The sequence below is a fragment of the Acinetobacter sp. 24-47-66 genome (assembly GCF_056779755.1).
In genome coordinates this window covers 82,670-104,693 of the sequence record NZ_JBWYIL010000004.1, presented here as the reverse complement: position 1 = coordinate 104,693, position 22,024 = coordinate 82,670, and the positions used below count along the sequence as shown (strand labels likewise).

Genomic DNA, 22,024 nt, shown 5'->3' with positions numbered 1-22,024 from the left:
GAAAAAAAGCACTGCATAGACAGTGCTTTTTTTATGATAAATTTTCTGTTCAATTTAAAAATGTTCAATTAAGATAAGCTCATAGGATAATTAAAAATACATTTGGGGATTCAATGAAAAATATTCTATTCATTATTTTAGGGGCGACTTTCATATCGCTTAGTGGTTGTAATAAGCTACCTTCAGCATGTGAGGAAGTTTGGGGCAACATTGAAAAATTAGCGAAAGAGAGCGGTATTCCTCAAACTGCCATAGATCGTCAAAAAATCGAGTTTGAAGAGCAAATTCAACAGCTTCCTAAAGAAGATGCAATTAAAAATTGTGAAGCACAAAATGCTTTCTTCTCATAACTTCATTTGACTTGAATAAAAAATTTAGGCACCTTTTTTAGGGTGCTTATATTGTATTTATACCTCATTATTTATTTCCAATTCGGTTATACTGTGGACTCTCTTTCAATAAATGTACATCTGTAAAGTTATTGGAATATTTTATAAATGCGGCATAAACACGTCAAAACATTCCCTCTTGGTGCTCACTTAATTGTTAAGCATTTTGGTTATTCACATCATGGTATTTATGTGGGTAAGGGTCGTGTTATTCATTATTCAGGTTTTGCTCATCTCTTTAAAAAACATCCGATCGAAATTACATCTCTGCAAAAATTTGCACATGGCAAAAAAATTACGATTCGGCATTATAGCACCCCCAAATATTCAGGTCGTGCTGTCGTAAGACGAATGCGCTCTCGAATGCATGAAAATAACTATCATCTCATTATTAATAATTGTGAACACTTATGTTCTTGGGCGATCACGGGCATCGAAAGTAGTCCACAAGTCATCAAAATGATGAATAGACTCACCACTATTGGTTATATCAGCTCACTCATGAGCTACTTAAATAGTCTTCTTTTAACTTTAGCAACCACCTGTTTTGCTTTGGTATTTTATATTAAGAAAAAGTTAAATGATCAGCGCAAACTGAAAGGCCCTGTGTATATCGCTTTACAGCAACATCAGAAACTAAAGCAAAAAAAAGCCCCGCTTAAGCAGGGTTTCGAGGAAAACAAAGTTTCAAATTAACCTTTCGGTTGAATTAAATATGCGCTTGAAAATCCAAATAGTCAAATATATATTTGAAATATAATGTTATTTTAGTTTTTATTTATAACTTATTAAATTATTCTTAAATACTCACCTTTATCTAATCATGTGAATTTAATCACAAAAATTATTTATTAACCTAAATTTGAATAAAAAAAAGCCTGAATCAATCAGGCTTTTTTTGATATTACCAAACTTTATTTTGCAGGCTTAAAACTATCTTTTAAATCCAAAATACGGTTAAAGACAGGTTTTTCAACAGTATGATCAAATTGATCAGCGACAAAATAACCTTCACGTTCGAATTGGAATCGATCTTCAGGTTTCGCTTGAGCTAAAGCAGGCTCAATTACCGCTTGAACAATTTTTAGAGAATCTGGATTTAAATTCGCTAAGAAATCATCGTCCGCATCAGGTGCGGCTTCAGTAAATAGACGATCATAAATACGAATTTCAGCAGGAATCCCTTTATTTGCAGATACCCAATGAATAACACCTTTGACTTTACGACCTTCTGGATTCTTACCTAAAGTATGCGGATCGATAGAGCATTTAAGTTCAACAACTTCGCCATTTTCATCCTTAATCACTTCATCACATTTAATCACATAAGCATGACGTAAACGGACTTCACCACCAGGAATTAAGCGTTTAAACCCTTTAGGCGGCTCTTCCTCAAAATCTTTACGATCAATATACAATTCAGAAGTCAGTGGAATTACACGATCACCCATATCAACATTTGGATGGCGTGCGTGTGTTAAATCCATATCCTCTGGAAGGTTGGTCAATGTCACTTTAAGAGGATTCAGTACCGCCATACCACGTGCAGCAGTATTTTCTAATGATTGTCGAATGCAGAATTCAAGCATTGCAACATCGACAATACCATCAGTTTTAGATACGCCCACACGCTTACAGAAATCACGTAAGCCTTCTGGAGTAAAGCCACGACGACGCATTCCCACGACTGTAGGCATACGTGGATCATTCCAACCATTGACGTAACCACCTTCGACCAGCTTACGTAATTTACGTTTTGAGGTGATGGTGTAATCAACATTCAAACGGCTTGATTCGTACTGGCGTGGAACTGCTGGAGAATTTACCTTAGCGACAACCCAATCATAGAACGGGCGATGGTCTTGGAATTCAAGCGTACATAACGAGTGCGTAATGCCTTCAATCGCATCAGACAAAGGATGAGCATAGTCATACATTGGATAGATTTTCCACGTATCGCCTGTTTGATGATGCTCAGAATGTAAAACACGGTAAAGAATTGGATCACGCATATGTACGTTCGGTGATGCCATATCAATCTTGGCACGAAGTACTGCTTGGCCTTCTCCAAGCTCACCATTACGCATTTGTTCAAAACGTGCTAAGTTTTCTTCAACCGTTGCATCACGTTGCGGAGAATTTTTACCTGGTTCTACAAAATTTCCACGATTCAGCTTAATTTCTTCAGGAGATTGCAAATCGACATATGCATCACCTTGTTTAATTAATTGAATCGCCCATTGATACAATTGATCAAAGTAACTTGATGCGTAGCGTGGTTCACCATTCCAGTCGAAACCGAGCCATTTAACATCGTTCGCAATACCATCTACATATTCTTGTTCTTCTGCATCTGGATTTGTATCGTCAAAACGAAGATTACATAAACCAGAAAATTCTTCTGCAATACCAAAATTCAGGCAAATCGCTTTAACATGTCCAATGTGTAAATAACCATTAGGCTCTGGTGGAAAGCGCGTCACGACTTTATCTGTACGCCCTGCTGCAAGATCTTCTGTAATTACTTGACGTACAAAGTCTAAGCCCGGTTGTTGTTCTTGCTGCGCAGCATCGACTGATGGATTGTTAGTCGTCGGGGTATTTGGCAGGGATGAAACAACATCATTCGGCTTCATAGTTGATAAATCACTTCTATAAGATAAAATAGGATAATTAAAACGCTATCTTCATATTATTAACAAAGAAAATAACGTTTTTGCTTGCCTTGTAGTTTACAGTTTGCTTATGCTTCTCTCAACCACAAACCCATGGCTTTTTGTCCATGATCAGGAGATTATAGAATGAGTTTTCCTCAAGTCGAATTAAACACCAATAAAGGACGTATTGTTCTAGAGCTTAACTCTGAAAAAGCACCTAAAACTGTTGCTAACTTTTTAGAGTACGTTCGTGATGGTTTTTATGATGGCGTAATTTTCCACCGTGTAATTGACGGTTTCATGATCCAAGGCGGTGGCATGGATGAAAACTTCAAAGAAAAAGCAACTCGCGATTCTATTGAAAATGAAGCTGACAACGGTTTAAGCAATGACGAAGGTACGATTGCCATGGCACGTACTCAAGCTCCTCACTCAGCATCTGCACAATTCTTCATTAACGTGAAAAACAATGCTTTCCTTAACCATACGGGTAAAACAGCTCAAGGCTGGGGTTATGCAGTATTTGGTAAAGTTGTAGAAGGTATGGACGTTGTTAATGAAATCAAAGGCGTTCGCACTGGTAACCGTGGCTACCACGCTGACGTTCCACTAGAAAACGTTGTGATCGAATCTGCTAAAATTATCTCTGAATAAAAAACCTACCCCTTAACTTATTAAGTTTTCAAGCACTGCTTTAAAACGAATATCATGTTCAAGGGATTGTTTCCCCATCTAAAGTTGATGGGGATGTAGGCAAATAAGGAATATTAAGTGACCTATCTGTTTATTTCAGATTTACACCTGTCACCTGAACACCCTCGACTCGTTCGAGGGTTTTTAGATTTATTAGATCATTATCAAGACCAGCAAACCCAACTCTATATTTTAGGTGATTGGTTTAATGCATGGATTGGTGATGACTATACAGCTCCTTGGCTCGATGAAATCGTTGAACGCTTAAAAAGATTTACTGCACAGGGAAATCAAGTTCTATTTTCTGTCGGCAATCGTGATTTTGCGCTGAATCAATTTTTTTTAAATAAATTTGATGGCATCTTATTGTCCGAAGTCTCTAACTTAAAAATAAATGACGTCCAAATTCGTATAGAACATGGTGATTCGCTATGTACAGACGATGTCGCCTATCAACGTTTTAAAAAAATAATCAGAAATCCACTCCTCATTTGGATACTGCGGAAAACCCCACTTTCTTTTCGTACTCAACTTGCAAATGGATTTAGAAAAAAAAGCCACGAATCAAAAGAATTTAAATCTTATGATGTCATGGATGTAAATCAAGATGCTGTCCACGATGCATTGAAAGAAGTTGATTTACTAATTCATGGTCATACGCATCGCCCTCAAATCCATATCTCTCAAGATAAAAGAAGAATTGTCTTAGGCGACTGGCGTTTGGATCAAGCTCAAATTTTGGAAATTAATCAATCGAAATTCTCTAAGCAGTCAATCAATGATCTGACACTGAAAACATGGTCTTATTAGTTCCTCTATTTTTATAATGATCTCATCAACCTTTAAATTGAAATTTCACTCAATGTTTGAATATTAATCAGTATGTTTTGCTTTAAGTTTTTCTGCATATGATAATAACCACTCAATTCAATTCGTGAGTTTGTCATGTCTAATTTCAGCAATATTACTGTTCAGCACCATGAAGATGATAAAGTGTCATTATTAATCGATGGTAAAGCAATCTCTGAACGTTATGATGTACGCCTAGATGCCACAATTATTGATGAACTCAAAAATCTTGCTGATGGCGCCGCATTGACAATCTTTGAACAATTTATATTTTCCCATCAAGATCTCAACTTTGAGCATTCATATCAATATGTGACTAACATCGTAAACCATAATAACGATTACGAATTGATCACCCACCTTGTCTACAAAATTAAGGCCGCAGACCAAGCACCGATCGAACATAATATCAGCAAGAATGGTCAACCTATGACTGAAGAAGATGTGCGCGCATTTATCAACCAACAAATTGCAATGTCATTAGAAAAATATACTGATTTAAAATATGCCTATTGATTTAAAGACAAGTCAGATTTTTCATATCATTTAGCATCAACTATAGAAAATATTTAAGTTCAGAGTCATTTAAAATTTTTAGATGAATATATTGTGAATAATCGGAGGATAATATGGATTTGTTAAACATCTCCCAATCTCGCTACACCACCAAAGCATACGATTCTTCAAAAAAGATCCCTCAAGAAAAGTTTGAAAAATTATTGGAATCTTTAAGGCTCGCACCTTCATCTATCAATATTCAACCGTGGCATTTCTTTGTCATCGAAACTGATGAAGCCAAACAGCGCATTGCTAAAGCACTGGTTGGTAAGTATGTTTATAATGCACCCAAAGTCCTTGAATCTTCACACACAATTCTGTTTTGTACGCATAAAGACATTACAGACTCTCATCTAGATCGATTATTAAATCAAGATGAAATCAGTGGTCGTTTTAAAGATGACCAAGCAAAACAAGCTCAAAAAGATACGCGCTTAGGCTATGTTGATTATTATCGCAACGAAAAAGGCGATATCCAGCGCTGGTCTGAAAATCAAACTTTTATTGCACTTGGGCAAACCTTATTTGCTGCAGGTTTAGAAGGTATCGATGCCACTCCAATTGGAGGATTCGATGAAAAAATTATCGCTGAAGAGTTAAATCTTGACGCAAAAGGCCTGATTCCATCAGTGCTATTGGCACTTGGTTATCGAAGTGAAAAAGATTTTAATGCCAAATTACCTAAATCTCGTTTGAATGCAGATCAAGTTTTCACTCGACTATAAATGTATTTGCCACAATAGTTTTCACGCTATTGTGGCTTTTCATTAAGCCGCTATTTTCTGTGAAATTTCTAAACTGATCATTGCAGCAGTTGCAGCTGACAGCGTCCAACCCAGATGCCCATGACCGGTATTATAAAAGACTCTCGGATGCTTCCCTTGTCTTACCACTGGCATCATATTCGGCATCATCGGTCTTAATCCAGCCCAAGGGACACAATGCTCAGTTGAAATATCAAAATTACGATTCACCCAATGAACCAAAGGTTGTATGCGATCCATACGGATGTCTCGGTTATAGCCATTAAATTCTGCAGTACCAGCAATTCTTAAACGATCTCGACCTAATCTCGACGTCACAATTTTTGCACTTTCATCCAATAAACTTACCCATGGTGCATGTTGTTGGCTATGTTCATCATTCAGCTGAACTGTAATCGAGTACCCTTTCACTGGATAAACATTGACACAATCTCCAGCCTGTTGTGCTAAATGATAGCTTCCAACTCCACCACAAATGACCATTGCATCAGCTTGAATAAATCCATCGGGTATATCTCTACTTTTAGGATCACAAGCGCGATATTTAGCTGAAACTTGTTCTGTTGAATGATCCAGATTTAAATCTTCAACTTGTACACCGTATAAAAATTTCCCGCCTTTATTCGCCACCACTTGGGCTAAATGCGTGGTGTATTTGTGTATATCTCCTGTGGCATCATCAGGACAATAAAAACCACCGTAATATTCCCCCGTCAAACTTGGTTCAATACTGTGAATTTCTTCATTTGTAACAGCGTGACGCTCTAATCCACCTTTGCATAACAAATCATTCACTCGTATAGCGACATCATAATCCTGCTGATTATGATAAAAGTGCAAAATTCCACGCTTTTCCAAATCGAATTGAATATTTTCTTTCTGTGCAATTTCAAACAGCCGTTTTCTTGCCAATAATGCCAGTCTTACCGTTTCTTGTGTGTTGGCTTCGTAATGCTTGATGTTACCCATAAATTCGATCAGCCAAGCGTATTTATGCAAATCAAAAGATGGGTTGAGTAATAACGGTGCATCTTTTTGGGTCATCCATTTGATACCCTTCAGTACCGTTGCTTTCTGATTCCACACCTCTGCATTACATGCAGAAAGTTGACCTCCATTCGCAAATGAAGTCTCCATTGCTGGGTATAAGTTTTTATCCAAAATTGTGACTTGATAACCAAGTTCTAATAATTCGTAGGCAGTGGTTATTCCTGTAATGCCTGCACCAATCACCATAATATGTGACATAAAAGCTCCTTGAAAATTTTATATTTTCAGTGCCCCATCTGTCACGGTACCTGAGAGCTTCGGAAATCTTCATGACATATGAATTTTTCCATCCCCTTCGGTGAGTCTAAATATCATTAGACTTCTCTCCAGATGATTGAGAATAATTACAGTCCTTTTGCCTGAGAGATTCCGGGGTCGTTGCTCCTTCGGCGGATCTACAGAAGACCTCTCTCCTGCAATATTCGTTTAATTCTTATTCAGCAATTAATATGCCATAGTTAATTTTTTTATACATCTACATGAATCAAATTTAGAAAAAAATTTTCATAAAATGGATCACCAACTTTAAGACAACGGCTATGACAGGGATATTTTTTTCTCAGGAAACAGTACAAAGGTCATTGTTTAGCTCAAATTTTCTCTACCATCGATAAAAATTTAGTTATTACAAAAAAATGAGGAAATAAGTTAATTTTTTTAAAGTTACTCTCTCAAATAGCATAGATCAACTTCCATCTACACTTTCATCTTTTTCAACATACAAGTGTAATGAATGATTAGAGCAATCATTGAAGCTCAAATTTTCAATAAATGAGAGAGTAAGTAGAATGTGAGTTGATATTTGCTGTCAACCCCACATGTTTTAGCGATGAGTATGTATAGACATTACAATGCCCATACCTGCAAGCGTTGCAATGACTGCCGTACCACCATAACTCATGAGTGGCAATGGATCACCAGTTACTGGAAGAATTCCACTCACCATTCCACTATTCAAAAACACAAAGAAAAAGAAAGTTAAACCTGCCGCACCCGCATAAAGACGTCCAAAATTATGGAAGCTGTTCATGGAAATAATCAAACAACGAATAATGATCGCTGCAAAGATAACAAATAATACAAACACACCAAAAAAGCCAAATTCCTCTGCATAAGCAGACATAATAAAGTCTGTATGATGTTCAGGGAGATAACCTAAATGAGACTGTGTTCCTTCATTAAAACCTTTACCAAATAGTCCACCAGAACCAATCGCAATTTTAGACTGAATGATATTCCACCCTGCACCTAGCGGATCTGATTCAGGATCAAACAAAGTTAAAATTCGCTTTTTCTGATATTCCTGTAGAAAGAAATTCCATAATAATGGTGCAACCACTGCAAACCCAGCAACCACAGCCCCAATCAAACGCCAAGAAATACCACTTAAAAAAATGACAAAAATTCCAGGAATAATTAATCCAATGTTTAAGTCAGGCTGTAATGCGACTAAAACAAAAGGTATCATCATCAGAAATAAAGCAAAGAGAATATGCATAAATTTGGGTGGTAAAGTCCGCAGACTAAAAAACCAAGCCATCATGAGTGGCATCGTAAATTTCATAAATTCACTGGGCTGCACACTCCCTAATCCAGGAATAGAAATCCAGCGTTTTGCGCCTAAGCGAACATCACCAATTAGCAATACCAAAAGCAGAAGCACAATCGAAAATGCATACAGATAAGGACTGACAATTTGATAAACTTTTGGAGGAATTTGTGCACAAATAAACAGCAAAATAAAACCGATACCAAAACTGGTCGCCTGCCGAATCACCATGCTTGAATCATGATTGGTTGCACTATAAACAACCATGAGTCCAAAAGCTGCGTTTAATATCAAAAAACCAAGTAACCATGGATCTAAATGTAATTTAGTCCAACGTGACGAATCATGTTTGATTGTTCGTCCATCTCTCAAGGCATGACGCAAAAAACGGTACTGTTGTGAAGGTATCATTGGCTGAATTGCATATTCTAAGTGGCGTTATTATAAGACAATGTTTTGGCTATTTAAGCAAAGTCCCAAACATAAAACTAAATTATTTCGAGTCAGACTGTGACTGAAGAATCAGACGAGCAAGTTCTAAATCTTCAGGATAAGTAATCTTAATATTATCAGATCGTCCAATCACCACATCTACTGGATGATGAGCATATTCAAGCGCACTCGCTTCATCCGTGATTGTGATCTTGTGAGTTAATGCATGTTCAATCGAAGTTTTTAGCAATTTAATGGTCGACAATTGTGGAGTTTGTGCTTGCCACAATGCACTTCGATCTACAGTTTTTTCAATGGCACTCGACTGATCTACTCTTTTTAAAGTATCACGTACAGGCGTTGCTAAAATTGCGCTATGCTTAGATTCGATAACATGGCGAATCAAAGATTCTAAATTGCTCAAGCTGACACAAGGTCGAGCAGCATCATGCACAAACACCAGATCATTTTCATCTGCAATATTGGTTAAATACTTTAAACCGTTAAGTACAGAATCAACCCTCTCCTGACCACCTAAGCAGAAATGAAGGATTTCTGATTTAGCAAATTGAAGTGTCTGAGCAAATTGGTCATGCTCTGAGATTGCCAATACATAGCCAGCAATAGGCAATTGAGCAATACGTTCTACAGTATGCTCAAGTATAGTTTTATTCTGGATAATTTGATATTGCTTTAACGCTGATTTGGAAAATCGACTACCAGAACCTGCTGCCGGAATAATAGCCCATAATTTACGGTTGTTCAGATTCAGGTTGTCTAGACTCATTGGTTCTTAAATCTACGTTAGCATTTGGGCCGATGTAAATCGGCTTATAATTCGTACTGATTGTACTCATTTGAATAAAAGTTTCATGAGGCTTAATTAAGCCAAGATCTAAACGTGCATGTTCTTCAATCGCCTCTACACCATTTTTTAGATCATATACTTCAGCAGCCAGAATACGATTACGCTCTTTTAACTCTTCATTTGTTTCAGCTTGTTGATTCATTTGCTGAAGTAGCGCCTGATGAGGGAAATATCCTCCTTCACCGAGCCAAAAGCGATATTGAAAGATGGCAATTAAAATTATTGCCACCAGCAAAATCACTTTACTTGAAGTAGTTTTAAAGACGTCTAACATTATATTTGAGGCTTAGTTAACATCATGAAATTAGAGCACTAATATACCCTAAAACAAAGAAAGGTAGTATGTGTAACTGTGTTAAATATGCAAATGTTAAACAAATTCACATTGATTGGTTTCTTTTAAAAACATGTACTGTTAAATATCAAAAGTTATTGAATATTCTAGAGTCATTATATTTACACTTTTTATTTCATAGCTTAATAACAAAAAAAACCACTCTTTACAGAGTGGTTTTTTGAAATTCAAAATAATCTAAACGATTAATTTAAACCTTTAAACTCAGCTTTACCGCGGTAAATAGCATTCGTTAATTCTTCAATACGAAGTAATTGGTTGTATTTCGCTACACGGTCAGAACGGCAAAGTGAGCCAGTTTTGATTTGACCAGCACCAGTACCTACTGCAAGATCCGCAATTGTAGAATCTTCAGTTTCGCCAGAACGGTGAGAAATCACTGTAGAGTAACCATTTGCTTTAGCAAGATAGATCGCATCTAAAGTCTCAGTCAACGTACCGATTTGGTTATACTTAATCAGGATAGAGTTACCAACTTTTTCGTTGATACCACGTTGAAGGATTTTAGGATTTGTAACAAACAAATCATCACCAACCAATTGAATCTTGTCGCCAAGAATCGAAGTTAGGTAAGACCAACCTTCCCAATCAGATTCATCTAAACCATCTTCAATAGAGATAATTGGATATTGGTTTACAAGACCAGCAAGGTAGTCAGAGAATTGGTTGTTTGTGAATGCTTTATTGCCTTCACCAGCAAGGATGTACTGACCATCTTTGTAGAATTCTGAAGATGCACAGTCAAGCGCAAGCATAATGTCAGAACCTGCTTTGTAGCCAGTTTTTTCAATTGCTTCAAGAATAACTGTAATTGCTTCTTCGTTTGAACGTAAGTTTGGCGCGAAACCACCTTCATCACCAACAGCAGTATTTAAACCTTGTTTCTTTAAAACTGATTTTAAAGAATGGAAAATTTCTGCACCCGCACGAAGCGCTTCAGAGAATGAAGTAAAGCCAACTGGCTCAATCATAAACTCTTGAATATCAACGTTGTTGTCCGCATGTGAACCACCATTTAAGATGTTCATCATTGGAACAGGCATTGTTAAAATGCTGTTGTTACGAAGGTCTGCGATGTATTGGAAAAGAGGAATTTTCTTTTCGTCAGCAGCAGCACGCGCAGCAGCCAAAGACACTGCCAAAGTTGCGTTCGCACCTAATTTTTCTTTGTTTTCAGTTCCGTCTAAAGCGATCATCGTATTATCGATGTCTTTTTGTTCGAATACTGATTTACCCACTAACGCGTCACGGATTAACGTGTTTACGTTGTTCACAGCAGTTTTAACACCTTTACCTAAGTAACGTGCTTTATCGCCATCACGAAGTTCTAAAGCTTCACGAGAACCAGTTGAAGCACCAGATGGTGCACATGCACGGCCAACTACGCCAGATGCTAAGATAACGTCTGCTTCGATGGTTGGGTTACCACGAGAGTCCAAAATTTCACGTGCACGAATGTCAACGATTTGGCTCATGAACAATTCCTCAGTTGATTAATAAAACGATGCGTCTAACGCTGCATCAGTGTGTATCTAATTTTTTGAAACCTTTAACCAAGGTATCCAATTCTTTAAGCTGAGCTAAGAATGGCTCAAGTTGAGACATTCGAAGAGCGCAAGGTCCATCACATTTTGCTTTTTCTGGATCAGGATGTCCTTCCAGAAAAAGACCTGCTAGACCTGTAGCCATACCCGCACGCGCTAATGTCGTAATTTGTGCGCGACGACCACCTGCTGAATCTGCACGACCACCTGGGGTTTGAAGTGCATGTGTCACATCAAAGAAGACTGGCACATTCATTTCTTTCATGATGTCGAAACCAAGCATATCGACAACTAAGTTGTTGTAACCAAATGCTGAGCCACGCTCACATAAAATCAGCTTGTCATTCCCGGCTTCCAAACATTTATGCAGGATATGACGCATTTCATGCGGTGCTAAGAATTGCGCTTTTTTGATATTGATAATGGCTTGAGTTTTTGCCATTGCCTCAACAAGATCTGTTTGACGGCTGAGGAAAGCAGGTAATTGAATGATGTCAGCCACTTCAGCCACAGGTGCTGCTTGATATGGTTCATGAACATCTGTAATGATGGGTACATTAAAATGTTTTTTAATGTCAGCTAACCACTCAATTCCTTTTTCAAGACCAGGTCCGCGGAAAGAATTTAAGCTCGAACGATTTGCTTTATCAAAGCTTGCTTTGAAAACATATGGAATATCCAAACGTTTGCAAATATCAACATAAGTTTCTGCAATTTCAAAAGCTAAATCTTTTGATTCAAGTACATTCATTCCGCCGAATAATACAAATGGCAAATGATTTGCCATTTGTATATCGCCTAAACGTACAATTTCTTGTGCTTTTAATTGTGACATTTAAACTTCCTAGTTATGTCCTAAGACATTCATTATTTCGATTTTTGATACTGTTTTTTAGCAGCATCAATAAAACCAGCAAATAATGGATGACCATCACGTGGAGAACTTGTAAATTCCGGGTGGAATTGTACAGCAATAAACCAAGGATGTTGAGGAATTTCAACAGTTTCAACTAAACGTTGGATTGGTGAATAACCAGAAATTTTCATGCCTTTTTCTTCTAAAGCAGGAATATAACGATTATTCATTTCGTAACGATGGCGATGACGTTCAATAATTTCTACTGAACCATACACTTCTGCAGTTTTAGTGCCTTCAACCAATTCTGATTTTTGAGCGCCAAGACGCATTGTTCCACCAAGGTCAGAATCTACAGAACGTTGCTGTACTTCACCACGTTCGTCTAACCATTCCGTAATTAAACCAATTAAAGGCGATTTAGTTGAACGGTTAAATTCTGTTGAGGTTGCATCTGCAATACCAGCAACATTACGTGCGTATTCAATGACCGCAAGTTGCATACCTAAGCAAATACCAAGGAATGGAATTCCATTCTCACGTGCGAATTTAATCGCTTGCATCTTACCTTCAGTACCGCGCTCGCCAAAACCACCAGGAACTAAGATTGCGTCAGCATCTTTCAACACTTCTGCTACATCTTGGCTTTCAAGTTCTTCGGCATTGACATAATCAATTTGAACTTTAACGCGGTTTTGAATACCCGCATGTAAAAGTGCTTCGTTCACAGATTTATAAGCATCTGGAAGTTCAACATATTTACCCACCATCGCAACACGAACAGTGTACTCAGGGTTTAATAATGCTTCTACGACATTATCCCAATCTGAAAGATCGGCTTCTGGTAAATCGTTATAACCAAAACGCTCGCAAATTAAATCATCAACGTCTTGCTCATAGAACGTACGTGGTATTTCGTAAATGGTGCGTGCATCTTTACACACCACAACTGCACGAGCTTCTACGTTCGTGAACAACGCAATTTTACGCTTTGTATCAGCATCAACATCGTGTTCAGTACGACAGATCAAAATATCTGGTTGAATACCGATTGAGAGTAATTCTTTCACCGAGTGCTGAGTTGGTTTTGTTTTCAACTCTGCAGCTGACTTGATATATGGCAACAACGTTAAATGCATCAGCATTGTGCGTTTGTGACCAAGTTCAACCATTAACTGACGAACAGATTCCATGAATGGGAGAGATTCAATGTCACCTACTGTACCGCCAATCTCAACAATAGCAACGTCATAGCCTTCGCCAGCGCGAAGAACACGTTCTTTAATATTGTCTGTAATGTGTGGAATAACTTGAACTGTTCCACCAAGGTAATCACCGCGACGCTCTTTATTTAAAACGTCTTGGTACACGCGACCAGATGTAAAGTTATTAAGCTTGGTCATTTTCGCACGACGCAAGAAACGTTCGTAATAACCCAAGTCTAAGTCAGTTTCCGCACCATCCTCTGTGACAAAAACTTCACCATGTTGGAACGGGCTCATCGTCCCTGGATCGACATTAATATATGGATCCATTTTCACCATGGTTACTTTTAATCCACGGGCTTCTAAAAGTGCAGCAACTGAAGCAGCTGAAATACCTTTACCTAGTGATGAAACAACACCACCAGTAACGAAAATAAAATGGGTCATTGGGTTTCTCGTACAATCGAGCCTAAATCGGCCTGCAATGTTGCGCAATTTTACTTTACTCTGTACCTATAAAGCAAAGTCAATCCGCATCAATTCAAAGAACAATAAACAATTGGTTATTCTATCATCATTTCCAATAAAGATTCACGCACACTTTCAGTGATTTTCATCTGTTAATTTGCTGTTATACTACGTCAGTCGATCTAGCTAGTTTGTTTTGAGCAACTATGAATAAAAAACTTTTAATCGGTGGTGCAATCTTATCTGCACTTCTCGTTACTGCATGTGTAAAAAAAGAAGCGCCTAAGGAAGAAGAACAGGAACAAACTGTTGAAACAACTGAACAGGCAGAACAAATTGAGAACATAGAGATTTCTGAACCAGAAATCGAACCTGAACCACCAACTCAAGTTGAAATTGAGCATCAGGAGACAAACAATACGTCAGCGACTATTCGTCGTGAATACCGTGATGCTCCTGCACAAACGAATCCTGCGCCAGCACCAGCTGTTGAAAATGTAGAACGCCCTACACCTTCTCCAAGTGCATCAACAGGTGGTTCTCAATCTGAAGATGATGCTGTTGCCGCTGCTATTGCTGCTGCTACCCCTGCTTTAGAAAACTAATTTTCGAATTTAAAAAAACCGAGTGACAAGACTCGGTTTTTTAATGTCAACATGAATGAAAGTCAAATTGTTATTCATTTATAAACAACAAAAATTGTCAGGCTTTCTCTAATTCTAAAAAAAATTCTGCAATTAATTTGTGTGCCCAAGATTCTGGATTTTTATTACCTTCATAGAAACAGCAATGGCTTCCTTTTTTTGTGGTCACTACTGCCATGTTCGGCATATGTTGAATCACTTCTTTATAAGGCTCTAAATTGCGGATATGGCATACTGGATCGTCTTCCGAATTTAAAATCATCAACGGCACTCTAATCTTCTCAAAGACATAGATGGGATTTGTCGCTTTACAATATGCGTCATAATTTTCAAATCCAGCGAACTGATAATATGTTTTTTCAAAATCAAATAAATCTTTAGCAACACTCAGTTGCTTTAAACTTTCTAAATTTCGCCAATGTTGCTCATACGGTTTTAAAAAATGTGCATTTAACTTTTTTGCCATCAAACGGCTATAAAAAGGATGAACATTTGAAAACCCAGTTTCCGTATTGTATCCAGGACAAAGTGCGAAAGCCGCTTGAATTGGTGTGGAGCTTTCTTCCTCACCTAAATATCTAACCAATAATCCAGTTCCTGCTGAAGACCCAACTGCATACAATTTAGAATATGGTAAGCGCTGTTGAATATGTTCAATCTGCTCTCTTAGATCTTGCGTGTTTCCAAAAAGATTAATTTTAGGAACTGAAAGTGGTAGACCCGCATGCCCTCGTCTTAAACACAATGCGATACGCCAACCAGTTACTTGATGTAAGTCTCTGACCAATTCTCTCATACTGGCTGGGCTTCCAGTAATGGTATGTAGCACTAAAATAGTTGGCGTTTCCGCAGAAAGATGCATGCCATACCAAGCAATACCCGTCGTTCCCCCATCAGACATTGTTAACTGTTCAATGAAGTCATATTCTAATTTTACGGTTTTCTTTCGAATTTTATCAAAATACACCAAGTGAGCATGCGTATTCGAGAGCCACGGCGTTGGTCTATATTTATAATGCAAACGTTTCAAGTTTGAAATCACATGCGCTAACTCACCTTGCGGATTAAAATAGATTGAAGGTATAGCTGCACCAGTAAAATGATCAAGTTGGGTTTGAGTGAATTCTTGCATCCACTTGAAACGCTGATTAAGATTCATACAGACTCCGAATTTACTTACTCCAATTCATAAGCCAAAAACATGCCTAATTTATTTTGGTAGAAATTGAGCCATACGTTGACCCATTTGCAACGCCAAAGCCTCTAAGCCACTTTTAGGCCGAATCATCACTTCAAAGTCAACAATTTGACCTTGCTCATTAAACTGGATCATATCAATTCCTTTTAATGTTTTTTCACCGACATTTGCAGAAAATTCGAGCACAACACTAAGCCCATCTGCTGTATAGAACTCACGGTGATAACGAAAATTTTCAAAGATCTCAATCACATTGCTCAAAATAAAAGTAACAACCTGTTTGCCTGGATAAGGCTTAAATGCGACAGGTGATTTAAATACGACTTTTTCAGACAAAAGCTCATTCAATAGACTTAAATCACGCGTTTCAAGCATGTGGTGCCAACGTTGAATAGATTTTTGTGTGGTTTCGAGTGTCATTGTTACGTCCTTTTTGTTGTATCAGTCCAATCTTTTAGAAGAAAAGGGAGAATACTGCGTCAAGGAGAGGTCTCATTCAATTAAGTACCCTCTCCAAATCCTCTTCTCGCACTTTCATCTAGAATACAGGAGAGAAATTTTCTGGCTTAAATCTTGGCAGCCAATTCAGCACCTTGACGAATCGCACGTTTTGCATCTAGCTCACCCGCTTCTTTCGCCCCACCAATTAAATGAACTTTTTTACCTGCCTGCTCAAGTTGATCAAACATAGCCGTATATGATTCTTGACCTGCACAAATCACCACATGATCCACGTCTAAGACGGTAGTTTGTTCGTTGATTGTGATATGTAAGCCTTGGTCATCAATTTTGTTATACGTTGCACCTGGAATCATTTTTACATCGCGATTTTTTAATCCAGTACGATGAATCCAACCCGTCGTTTTACCCAAGCCTGCACCAACTGAAGTGGCTTTACGTTGTAATAAGTAGATTTCACGTGATGGCTGTTCTACTTGAGCAGGTTTTAAACCTCCTACATTAGAATAAGATGTATCAATTCCCCATTCATCATAAAATTTTTGAGGATTCAAGCTTCCACTTTCCCCCTCATGGGTTAGATACTCAGCAGTATCAAAACCAATACCACCAGCACCAATAATCGCAACACGCTGTCCGACTGATTTTTTCTCTCTTAAAACTTCGATATAAGACAACACTTTTGGATGATCAATTCCTTCAATATCTAAATGTCGAGGTGTCACACCTGTAGCGACTACAATTTCATCAAACTGATCTGTATTAAGCTCTTCAAAAGTTGCAGTATGATTAAGTTTTAATTGAATTAAAGGCTGCAACTCAATTTTTCGCTTAAAGTAACGCAATGTCTCATAAAATTCCTCCTTTCCTGGAATCGTTTTTGCAATATTGAATTGCCCCCCAATTTGATCGGTTGCTTCAAAGATGATGACCTGATGACCACGGTCAGCTGCATAAGTAGCAAAACTCAATCCTGCAGGACCTGCACCAATGACAGCAATTTTTTTAGGCGTATGGGTTTCTTTAAAAATGAGTTCAGTTTCATGGCATGCACGTGGATTAACTAAGCATGACGCAATTCTGAGTGAAAAAATATGATCCAAACACGCTTGGTTACAGCCAATACACGTGTTGATTTCGTCACTTCTACCCTGTTCAGCTTTTAGTACAAATTCTGCATCTGCAAGCATTGGGCGAGCCATAGAAATCATATCTGCATGACCTGAAGCTAACACGTGTTCAGCCATTTCAGGGGTATTGATACGATTTGAGGTAATCAATGGAATATTGACTTCACCTTTTAGCTTTTCTGTCACCCATGTAAATGCTGCTCGAGGTACTTTCGTTGCAATCGTGGGTATACGCGCTTCATGCCAACCAATACCTGTATTAATGATGGTTGCGCCAGCTTTCTCAATTTCTTTTGCAAGATGGATGACCTCCTCAAGCGTTGAACCGCCCTCAACCAAGTCGAGCATCGAAAGTCTATAAATGATAATAAAGTTTTCACCCACCTCTGCACGGGTACGTTTTACAATTTCAATCGGCAAACGAATGCGGTTTTCATAACTCCCACCCCATTCGTCATCACGGTGATTGGTACGTGCTGCGATAAATTCATTGATGAGGTAACCTTCAGACCCCATAATCTCAACACCATCATAACCTGCATATTGAGCCAGCTTTGCACAGTTAGCAAAATCATCAATGGTTTGATGAACTTCAGCCGAGCTTAAAGCATGAGGTTTAACTGGATTAATTGGTGCTTGAATTGCTGATGGCGCAACATTTTCAGGCTGATATGAATATCGACCAGTATGCAAAATCTGCATTGCAATCTTACCGCCAGCATCATGTACTGCTTGTGTAATGATTTTATGTTTCTCAGCTTCAGCAATCGAGTCTAATTTTGACCCTCCAGCAAAAGTCACACCAGCATCGTTGGGTGAAATCCCCCCCGTCACGATAAGACCGACCTGTCCTTGAGCACGCTCAGCATAAAATGCGGCCATACGTTCATAGCCACCTTCAACCTCTTCTAAACCTACGTGCATTGAACCCATCAATACACGATTTTTTAAAGTGGTAAAACCTAAATCTAGTGGTGCAAGTAAGTTTGGATAATTTGACATTCTGACCTCATGGCTCGCGTTTGCTTGCTATTATTGTGTGCTTCATGCAACTTGTTGCATAAATATATATTCTAATTTTGCTTTTTATGCAACATGTTGCATAATAAAGTTGATTCAAGATTTTACGATATATGATTTATGTCTTTAGCACATGTTTTGTTGACCAGTCTCATTGAAAAACCAAGTACAGGTATTGAACTTGCGCGTCGCTTTGACCGTTCTATGGGATTCTTTTGGAATGCAACTCACCAACAAATCTATCGTGAACTCAATGCTATGCAAAAAAAAGGTTGGATTTCGACTATTGATGAAGGCGATCCCAACTCGAGAAAGAAAAAATATAAAGTTGATGCTCTAGGTCGAACTGAACTTGCCAATTGGATGGTACAGCATAGTGAGCCTGCCCAACTCAGAGAAGAATTGATGGTGCGTTTAAGAGCTGAAGCACAACTAGGTGGTAATAATGTGTTGACAGAATTGGAATCTCATTTAGAGATTCATAAAAATAAGTTAAAAATATATCAAGCGATTTACGATAAAGATTTTGCTAATAAAGATAATGATGACCGTACACTCTATATTCACAAAATGATTCTTCAATTAGGCATTGAATTAGAGCAAGGTTGGATCAGTTGGTTAGAACGTGTAATTCCACAATTGAAAATAATGAATACAAAATAAAGGATATATCTATGCCATTTTATACCATGCAAGATGACGAAAAATTATATGTTCGTGAAATTGGTCAAGGTGAACCTGTTTTGGTGCTATCTGGTTTAGGAATGCAAAGTTGGCAATGGATTCCTTTTTTTGCACTTAATTTAAAGAAATATAAATTCATTATTCCTGACTGGCGCGGTTTTGGTGGGTCTAAGCATTGTAAAATTCCAGATACTGATGCTATTTCAAGTCACTGGAACGATATTCAGGCATTGATCAGTCAACGCCCTAGACAACAATATAGAGTGATTGCTTATTCTATGGGGGCAACTACTGCCATGCATGGTATGCAATATGGTCAATTTGCTGATCAAATCCAAGCATACTTGCATATTGATCAAACCCCTAAAATACCTTCTGATGAAACTTGGAGTTTCGGGCTATTGGGCGATCGCTATCCAGAGTTCAAAAAGCTACTCATCGAACTTTCTTCTTTTTTACATCAACATGAAAATTATCAAAACCTGAGTAAATTACCTACTCACTTAAGCCGCGAATTAGTCGAGCTTTGGGTTAAGTTTTTATCTTTACAAGATAATCATCAATTGAGCGCTAAAATTTTTAAAACAACACTCAATCAACCGAAAATTCAAAAGTTAATCCTCCCTATGCAACGTCTCGACTATATGCGTTGGTACATTGACAACTATCTAAACCATAAAGAAGATTACAGAGCATCGATCTCAAAGTTAGAATGTCCAGCAACTTTTTTTATCGGCGCTAAATCCGCACTCTATCCAGCGCAAGGGCAAAAGCTCATTGCTGAATCGGTTAAAAATCATCGTATCGTACTGTTTGAGCGCTCAGGGCATACGCCTTTGATCAATGAACCCATTAAATTCGTACAAGAAATTTCTAAATTTCTGAATCAAACTATATAAGCTCTAATGAATATTTGAATATTAAGTTGATCCAGACGTCATACGTGGGCACAAAATCAATAGGATGGAGATTGGATGAATCAGTCTAAAACAAAGCTTGTGATTTTTTCGGGTGCTGGTATGAGTGCTGAAAGTGGTATCAATACATTTCGAGATAGCGATGGACTTTGGGAAAACCATCGCATAGAGGATGTCGCAACGCCCGAAGCTTGGCGTAACAATCCTGTTTTAGTACAGCGCTTTTACAATGAACGGCGAAAAAAAATTTTAGCATCTGAACCTAATGCAGCACATCTTGCGATTGCAGCACTTGAGCAACATTTTGATGTACATGTGATCACGCAGAATATTGATGACTTACATGAACGCGCTGGAAGCAAAAAAGTACTGCATCTTCATGGAAATATAAGACTCGCCAAAACCTCGGGGCCAGATGCTCAATTCACAGACAAATTTTACACAATTGAAGGTACTGAACTGGATATTTCTCGTGACTTTTGTGACGCTGGATACCCACTTCGTCCACATGTCGTATGGTTTGGTGAATCCGTTCCCGCTTTTGAAGAAGCAGAAGTGATTTGCCAGCAAGCTGAAATCTTTGTTGTGATTGGAACGAGCTTAGCTGTTTATCCTGTTGCAGGCTTAGTACACAGTATTTCACCAAGTTGTGATGCGTATTATATCGACCCTAAAGCCGATCTCGGCCGTGTGCCACAACACTATACATGTATCTCAAAATCAGCAACCGAAGGAATGCAAGATTTGGCCAAACTTCTTTCTTCAGTTCAGCCAAATTGAGGCATGGGCTTATTTGAGTTTATCAAAATAAGGTTTTAACCATCGATATAACAAGAAGCCAATTAAGACAATCAAATACAAAGGCCAAATCATTAATAAAAACACCAAAAGATCGAGCACAAATTGCCAGCCATATTTGATGCTATTCCAAGCACGCTGAATAAAGTGATCACCATTTAATCGCGCCACTGCATCAATATCAATATCAACCCTTTCTCGGACTAGTGTTGGTTGATTCAGTTGTAAACTGATCGTACTGAATTTAACACGGTCTTGAACTTCGAGTTGAGTGAGCCGTGTGATTTCATTCAAATGAGCTGGTCGTGCTTGACTTGAAATAGTCTGTGCTTGATTCATTTTTTCTTGGAGAAGCTTCAATTCAAAACGTTGTGCACTATAGCGTTGCTGATTCAAAAAAAACATTAAAGGTAAAAGTTGATTAACAACATGTGGGGCACGCTCACTCGGTACACGTAGCACCATAAAAGATACAGGTTCAACTTTTTCAAATACTTTTACTTTGCCTTCTGAAATATTCTGACGTTTAAGATCAACCACATTGAAATCAATATCTTTTCTTTCAATAAATCCGCCAGCTTCAAGGGTTATTTTTTCTATCTCTAAACTGCTTTTCACCACATCTTTAACAGTAAAGTTAACTTGCGCCTCTCGAACCATACGACGAGTCAGTTCAACTGGATTAACCTCTTGATTTAATATGACCTCAGGTTTTTGCTCCTGGACGGGCAAAGTATTTGGTTCAGCCGCTTCTTGCATATCAACTTGCGTATCAGCAGTATTTTCTTGAACTGCTTCAGCAGAATGTTCCTCTATTTTTTTTGAACAGGATGCCAGCAACATCGAACACAGCAGCGTGCTTATTACTATTCTTTTCATTCATTTTCTCTAAATTATAATGTTTGTATTTATGGCTCATAATTTTAATTATTATAAA

At 38.0% G+C, this 22,024-nt stretch carries 22 protein-coding genes and 1 riboswitch; of the genes, 10 read left to right on the top strand and 12 right to left on the bottom strand.

Features of this window, described 5'->3' with window-relative positions:
* Positions 1-113 precede the first annotated feature (113 nt).
* Positions 114-350: a hypothetical protein gene (locus AC1M84_RS05610; RefSeq protein ID WP_481594593.1), complete on the top strand. Its 237-nt coding sequence runs from the start codon at positions 114-116 to the stop codon at positions 348-350.
* 147 nt (positions 351-497) lie between these two features.
* Entirely contained in the window at positions 498-1,085 is a 588-nt protein-coding gene (locus AC1M84_RS05605; protein ID WP_051586486.1) for a lecithin retinol acyltransferase family protein, read from the top strand.
* Positions 1,086-1,303: 218 nt separating this feature from the next.
* On the opposite strand, the gene AC1M84_RS05600 is transcribed toward AC1M84_RS05605, so the two are convergent.
* Positions 1,304-3,025 carry a glutamine--tRNA ligase/YqeY domain fusion protein gene (locus AC1M84_RS05600; protein ID WP_481592691.1) on the bottom strand — a complete coding sequence of 574 codons (1,722 nt, stop codon included), beginning with the start codon at positions 3,023-3,025 and terminating at the stop codon, positions 1,304-1,306.
* A 165-nt stretch (positions 3,026-3,190) separates the two neighbouring features.
* On the opposite strand from AC1M84_RS05600, the gene AC1M84_RS05595 reads away from it, so the two are divergent.
* From AC1M84_RS05595 to nfsB, 4 genes are all read left to right on the top strand, one after another.
* Positions 3,191-3,700, top strand: coding sequence for a peptidylprolyl isomerase (locus tag AC1M84_RS05595; RefSeq protein ID WP_035263711.1), 510 nt, complete (start codon positions 3,191-3,193; stop codon positions 3,698-3,700).
* A gap of 117 nt (positions 3,701-3,817) precedes the next feature.
* Positions 3,818-4,549 carry a UDP-2,3-diacylglucosamine diphosphatase gene (locus AC1M84_RS05590; RefSeq protein ID WP_481592692.1) on the top strand — a complete coding sequence of 244 codons (732 nt, stop codon included), beginning with the start codon at positions 3,818-3,820 and terminating at the stop codon, positions 4,547-4,549.
* 135 nt (positions 4,550-4,684) lie between these two features.
* Positions 4,685-5,104 carry a hypothetical protein gene (locus tag AC1M84_RS05585; RefSeq protein WP_035263715.1) on the top strand — a complete coding sequence of 140 codons (420 nt, stop codon included), beginning with the start codon at positions 4,685-4,687 and terminating at the stop codon, positions 5,102-5,104.
* Positions 5,105-5,217: 113 nt separating this feature from the next.
* Positions 5,218-5,871, top strand: coding sequence for an oxygen-insensitive NAD(P)H nitroreductase (nfsB, locus tag AC1M84_RS05580; RefSeq protein WP_035263717.1), 654 nt, complete (start codon positions 5,218-5,220; stop codon positions 5,869-5,871).
* A gap of 42 nt (positions 5,872-5,913) precedes the next feature.
* Here nfsB and AC1M84_RS05575 read toward each other — a convergent pair whose 3' ends face one another.
* The 7 genes from AC1M84_RS05575 to AC1M84_RS05545 form a co-directional block, all read right to left on the bottom strand.
* Positions 5,914-7,158, bottom strand: a complete 1,245-nt coding sequence (locus AC1M84_RS05575) for a D-amino acid dehydrogenase (protein ID WP_481594592.1) — start codon at positions 7,156-7,158, stop codon at positions 5,914-5,916.
* 139 nt (positions 7,159-7,297) lie between these two features.
* Positions 7,298-7,386, bottom strand: a riboswitch (glycine riboswitch).
* Positions 7,387-7,783: 397 nt separating this feature from the next.
* The gene (gene rodA, locus AC1M84_RS05570; protein WP_092766373.1) at positions 7,784-8,920 is read right to left on the bottom strand and encodes a rod shape-determining protein RodA; all 1,137 of its coding nucleotides are present in this window, start codon (positions 8,918-8,920) and stop codon (positions 7,784-7,786) included.
* 82 nt (positions 8,921-9,002) lie between these two features.
* Positions 9,003-9,728, bottom strand: coding sequence for a 2-C-methyl-D-erythritol 4-phosphate cytidylyltransferase (gene ispD / locus AC1M84_RS05565; RefSeq protein ID WP_481587522.1), 726 nt, complete (start codon positions 9,726-9,728; stop codon positions 9,003-9,005).
* Entirely contained in the window at positions 9,694-10,083 is a 390-nt protein-coding gene (gene ftsB, locus AC1M84_RS05560) for a cell division protein FtsB (protein ID WP_481592694.1), read from the bottom strand. The genes ispD and ftsB overlap by 35 nt, the downstream gene beginning before the upstream one ends.
* Positions 10,084-10,349: 266 nt before the next feature.
* Entirely contained in the window at positions 10,350-11,639 is a 1,290-nt protein-coding gene (eno, locus tag AC1M84_RS05555; protein WP_180027787.1) for a phosphopyruvate hydratase, read from the bottom strand.
* A gap of 46 nt (positions 11,640-11,685) precedes the next feature.
* A complete protein-coding gene (gene kdsA, locus AC1M84_RS05550; protein ID WP_035263729.1) occupies positions 11,686-12,543 on the bottom strand; it encodes a 3-deoxy-8-phosphooctulonate synthase in 858 nt (285 codons plus the stop codon).
* A gap of 32 nt (positions 12,544-12,575) precedes the next feature.
* Entirely contained in the window at positions 12,576-14,216 is a 1,641-nt protein-coding gene (locus AC1M84_RS05545) for a CTP synthase (RefSeq protein ID WP_179998118.1), read from the bottom strand.
* Between the two features lie 227 nt (positions 14,217-14,443).
* Between AC1M84_RS05545 and AC1M84_RS05540 the strand changes: the two genes are divergently transcribed.
* On the top strand, positions 14,444-14,842 hold the full coding sequence (locus AC1M84_RS05540; RefSeq protein WP_481588211.1) for an internalin: 399 nt from the start codon (positions 14,444-14,446) through the stop codon (positions 14,840-14,842).
* Between the two features lie 97 nt (positions 14,843-14,939).
* Here AC1M84_RS05540 and AC1M84_RS05535 read toward each other — a convergent pair whose 3' ends face one another.
* The 3 genes from AC1M84_RS05535 to AC1M84_RS05525 form a co-directional block, all read right to left on the bottom strand.
* Positions 14,940-16,040 (bottom strand): YheT family hydrolase, encoded by a 1,101-nt coding sequence (locus AC1M84_RS05535; protein ID WP_481592695.1) that lies wholly within the window; start codon positions 16,038-16,040, stop codon positions 14,940-14,942.
* Between the two features lie 51 nt (positions 16,041-16,091).
* Positions 16,092-16,499 (bottom strand): nuclear transport factor 2 family protein, encoded by a 408-nt coding sequence (locus AC1M84_RS05530; protein ID WP_481592696.1) that lies wholly within the window; start codon positions 16,497-16,499, stop codon positions 16,092-16,094.
* Between the two features lie 146 nt (positions 16,500-16,645).
* Positions 16,646-18,670 (bottom strand): 2,4-dienoyl-CoA reductase FMN-binding domain-containing protein, encoded by a 2,025-nt coding sequence (locus AC1M84_RS05525; RefSeq protein WP_481592697.1) that lies wholly within the window; start codon positions 18,668-18,670, stop codon positions 16,646-16,648.
* Positions 18,671-18,808: 138 nt separating this feature from the next.
* Here AC1M84_RS05525 and AC1M84_RS05520 point away from each other — a divergent pair, with 138 nt between their 5' ends.
* From AC1M84_RS05520 to AC1M84_RS05510, 3 genes are all read left to right on the top strand, one after another.
* Positions 18,809-19,351: a PadR family transcriptional regulator gene (locus AC1M84_RS05520; RefSeq protein WP_481587528.1), complete on the top strand. Its 543-nt coding sequence runs from the start codon at positions 18,809-18,811 to the stop codon at positions 19,349-19,351.
* 11 nt (positions 19,352-19,362) lie between these two features.
* The gene (locus AC1M84_RS05515; RefSeq protein WP_481592698.1) at positions 19,363-20,271 is read left to right on the top strand and encodes an alpha/beta fold hydrolase; all 909 of its coding nucleotides are present in this window, start codon (positions 19,363-19,365) and stop codon (positions 20,269-20,271) included.
* 75 nt (positions 20,272-20,346) lie between these two features.
* On the top strand, positions 20,347-21,069 hold the full coding sequence (locus tag AC1M84_RS05510; protein WP_481592699.1) for an SIR2 family NAD-dependent protein deacylase: 723 nt from the start codon (positions 20,347-20,349) through the stop codon (positions 21,067-21,069).
* 9 nt (positions 21,070-21,078) lie between these two features.
* Here the strand turns inward: AC1M84_RS05510 and AC1M84_RS05505 are convergent, their stop codons facing one another.
* Positions 21,079-21,966, bottom strand: coding sequence for a DUF4349 domain-containing protein (locus AC1M84_RS05505; RefSeq protein WP_481594591.1), 888 nt, complete (start codon positions 21,964-21,966; stop codon positions 21,079-21,081).
* Positions 21,967-22,024 lie beyond the last annotated feature (58 nt).

Excerpts from the sequence above, each read along its gene's own strand:
- AC1M84_RS05530 (WP_481592696.1), bottom strand. The coding sequence starts at position 16,499 with ATGACACTCGAAACCACACAAAAATCTATTCAACGTTGGCACCACATG.
- AC1M84_RS05525 (WP_481592697.1), bottom strand. The coding sequence starts at position 18,670 with ATGTCAAATTATCCAAACTTACTTGCACCACTAGATTTAGGTTTTACC.
- AC1M84_RS05575 (WP_481594592.1), bottom strand. The coding sequence starts at position 7,158 with ATGTCACATATTATGGTGATTGGTGCAGGCATTACAGGAATAACCACT.
- ispD (WP_481587522.1), bottom strand. The coding sequence starts at position 9,728 with ATGAGTCTAGACAACCTGAATCTGAACAACCGTAAATTATGGGCTATT.
- AC1M84_RS05595 (WP_035263711.1), top strand. The coding sequence starts at position 3,191 with ATGAGTTTTCCTCAAGTCGAATTAAACACCAATAAAGGACGTATTGTT.
- kdsA (WP_035263729.1), bottom strand. The coding sequence starts at position 12,543 with ATGTCACAATTAAAAGCACAAGAAATTGTACGTTTAGGCGATATACAA.
- AC1M84_RS05585 (WP_035263715.1), top strand. The coding sequence starts at position 4,685 with ATGTCTAATTTCAGCAATATTACTGTTCAGCACCATGAAGATGATAAA.
- AC1M84_RS05610 (WP_481594593.1), top strand. The coding sequence starts at position 114 with ATGAAAAATATTCTATTCATTATTTTAGGGGCGACTTTCATATCGCTT.
- rodA (WP_092766373.1), bottom strand. The coding sequence starts at position 8,920 with ATGATACCTTCACAACAGTACCGTTTTTTGCGTCATGCCTTGAGAGAT.
- ftsB (WP_481592694.1), bottom strand. The coding sequence starts at position 10,083 with ATGTTAGACGTCTTTAAAACTACTTCAAGTAAAGTGATTTTGCTGGTG.
- AC1M84_RS05600 (WP_481592691.1), bottom strand. The coding sequence starts at position 3,025 with ATGAAGCCGAATGATGTTGTTTCATCCCTGCCAAATACCCCGACGACT.
- AC1M84_RS05505 (WP_481594591.1), bottom strand. The coding sequence starts at position 21,966 with ATGAAAAGAATAGTAATAAGCACGCTGCTGTGTTCGATGTTGCTGGCA.
- nfsB (WP_035263717.1), top strand. The coding sequence starts at position 5,218 with ATGGATTTGTTAAACATCTCCCAATCTCGCTACACCACCAAAGCATAC.
- eno (WP_180027787.1), bottom strand. The coding sequence starts at position 11,639 with ATGAGCCAAATCGTTGACATTCGTGCACGTGAAATTTTGGACTCTCGT.
- AC1M84_RS05540 (WP_481588211.1), top strand. The coding sequence starts at position 14,444 with ATGAATAAAAAACTTTTAATCGGTGGTGCAATCTTATCTGCACTTCTC.
- AC1M84_RS05535 (WP_481592695.1), bottom strand. The coding sequence starts at position 16,040 with ATGAATCTTAATCAGCGTTTCAAGTGGATGCAAGAATTCACTCAAACC.
- AC1M84_RS05510 (WP_481592699.1), top strand. The coding sequence starts at position 20,347 with ATGAATCAGTCTAAAACAAAGCTTGTGATTTTTTCGGGTGCTGGTATG.
- AC1M84_RS05520 (WP_481587528.1), top strand. The coding sequence starts at position 18,809 with ATGTCTTTAGCACATGTTTTGTTGACCAGTCTCATTGAAAAACCAAGT.
- AC1M84_RS05605 (WP_051586486.1), top strand. The coding sequence starts at position 498 with ATGCGGCATAAACACGTCAAAACATTCCCTCTTGGTGCTCACTTAATT.
- AC1M84_RS05515 (WP_481592698.1), top strand. The coding sequence starts at position 19,363 with ATGCCATTTTATACCATGCAAGATGACGAAAAATTATATGTTCGTGAA.
- AC1M84_RS05545 (WP_179998118.1), bottom strand. The coding sequence starts at position 14,216 with ATGACCCATTTTATTTTCGTTACTGGTGGTGTTGTTTCATCACTAGGT.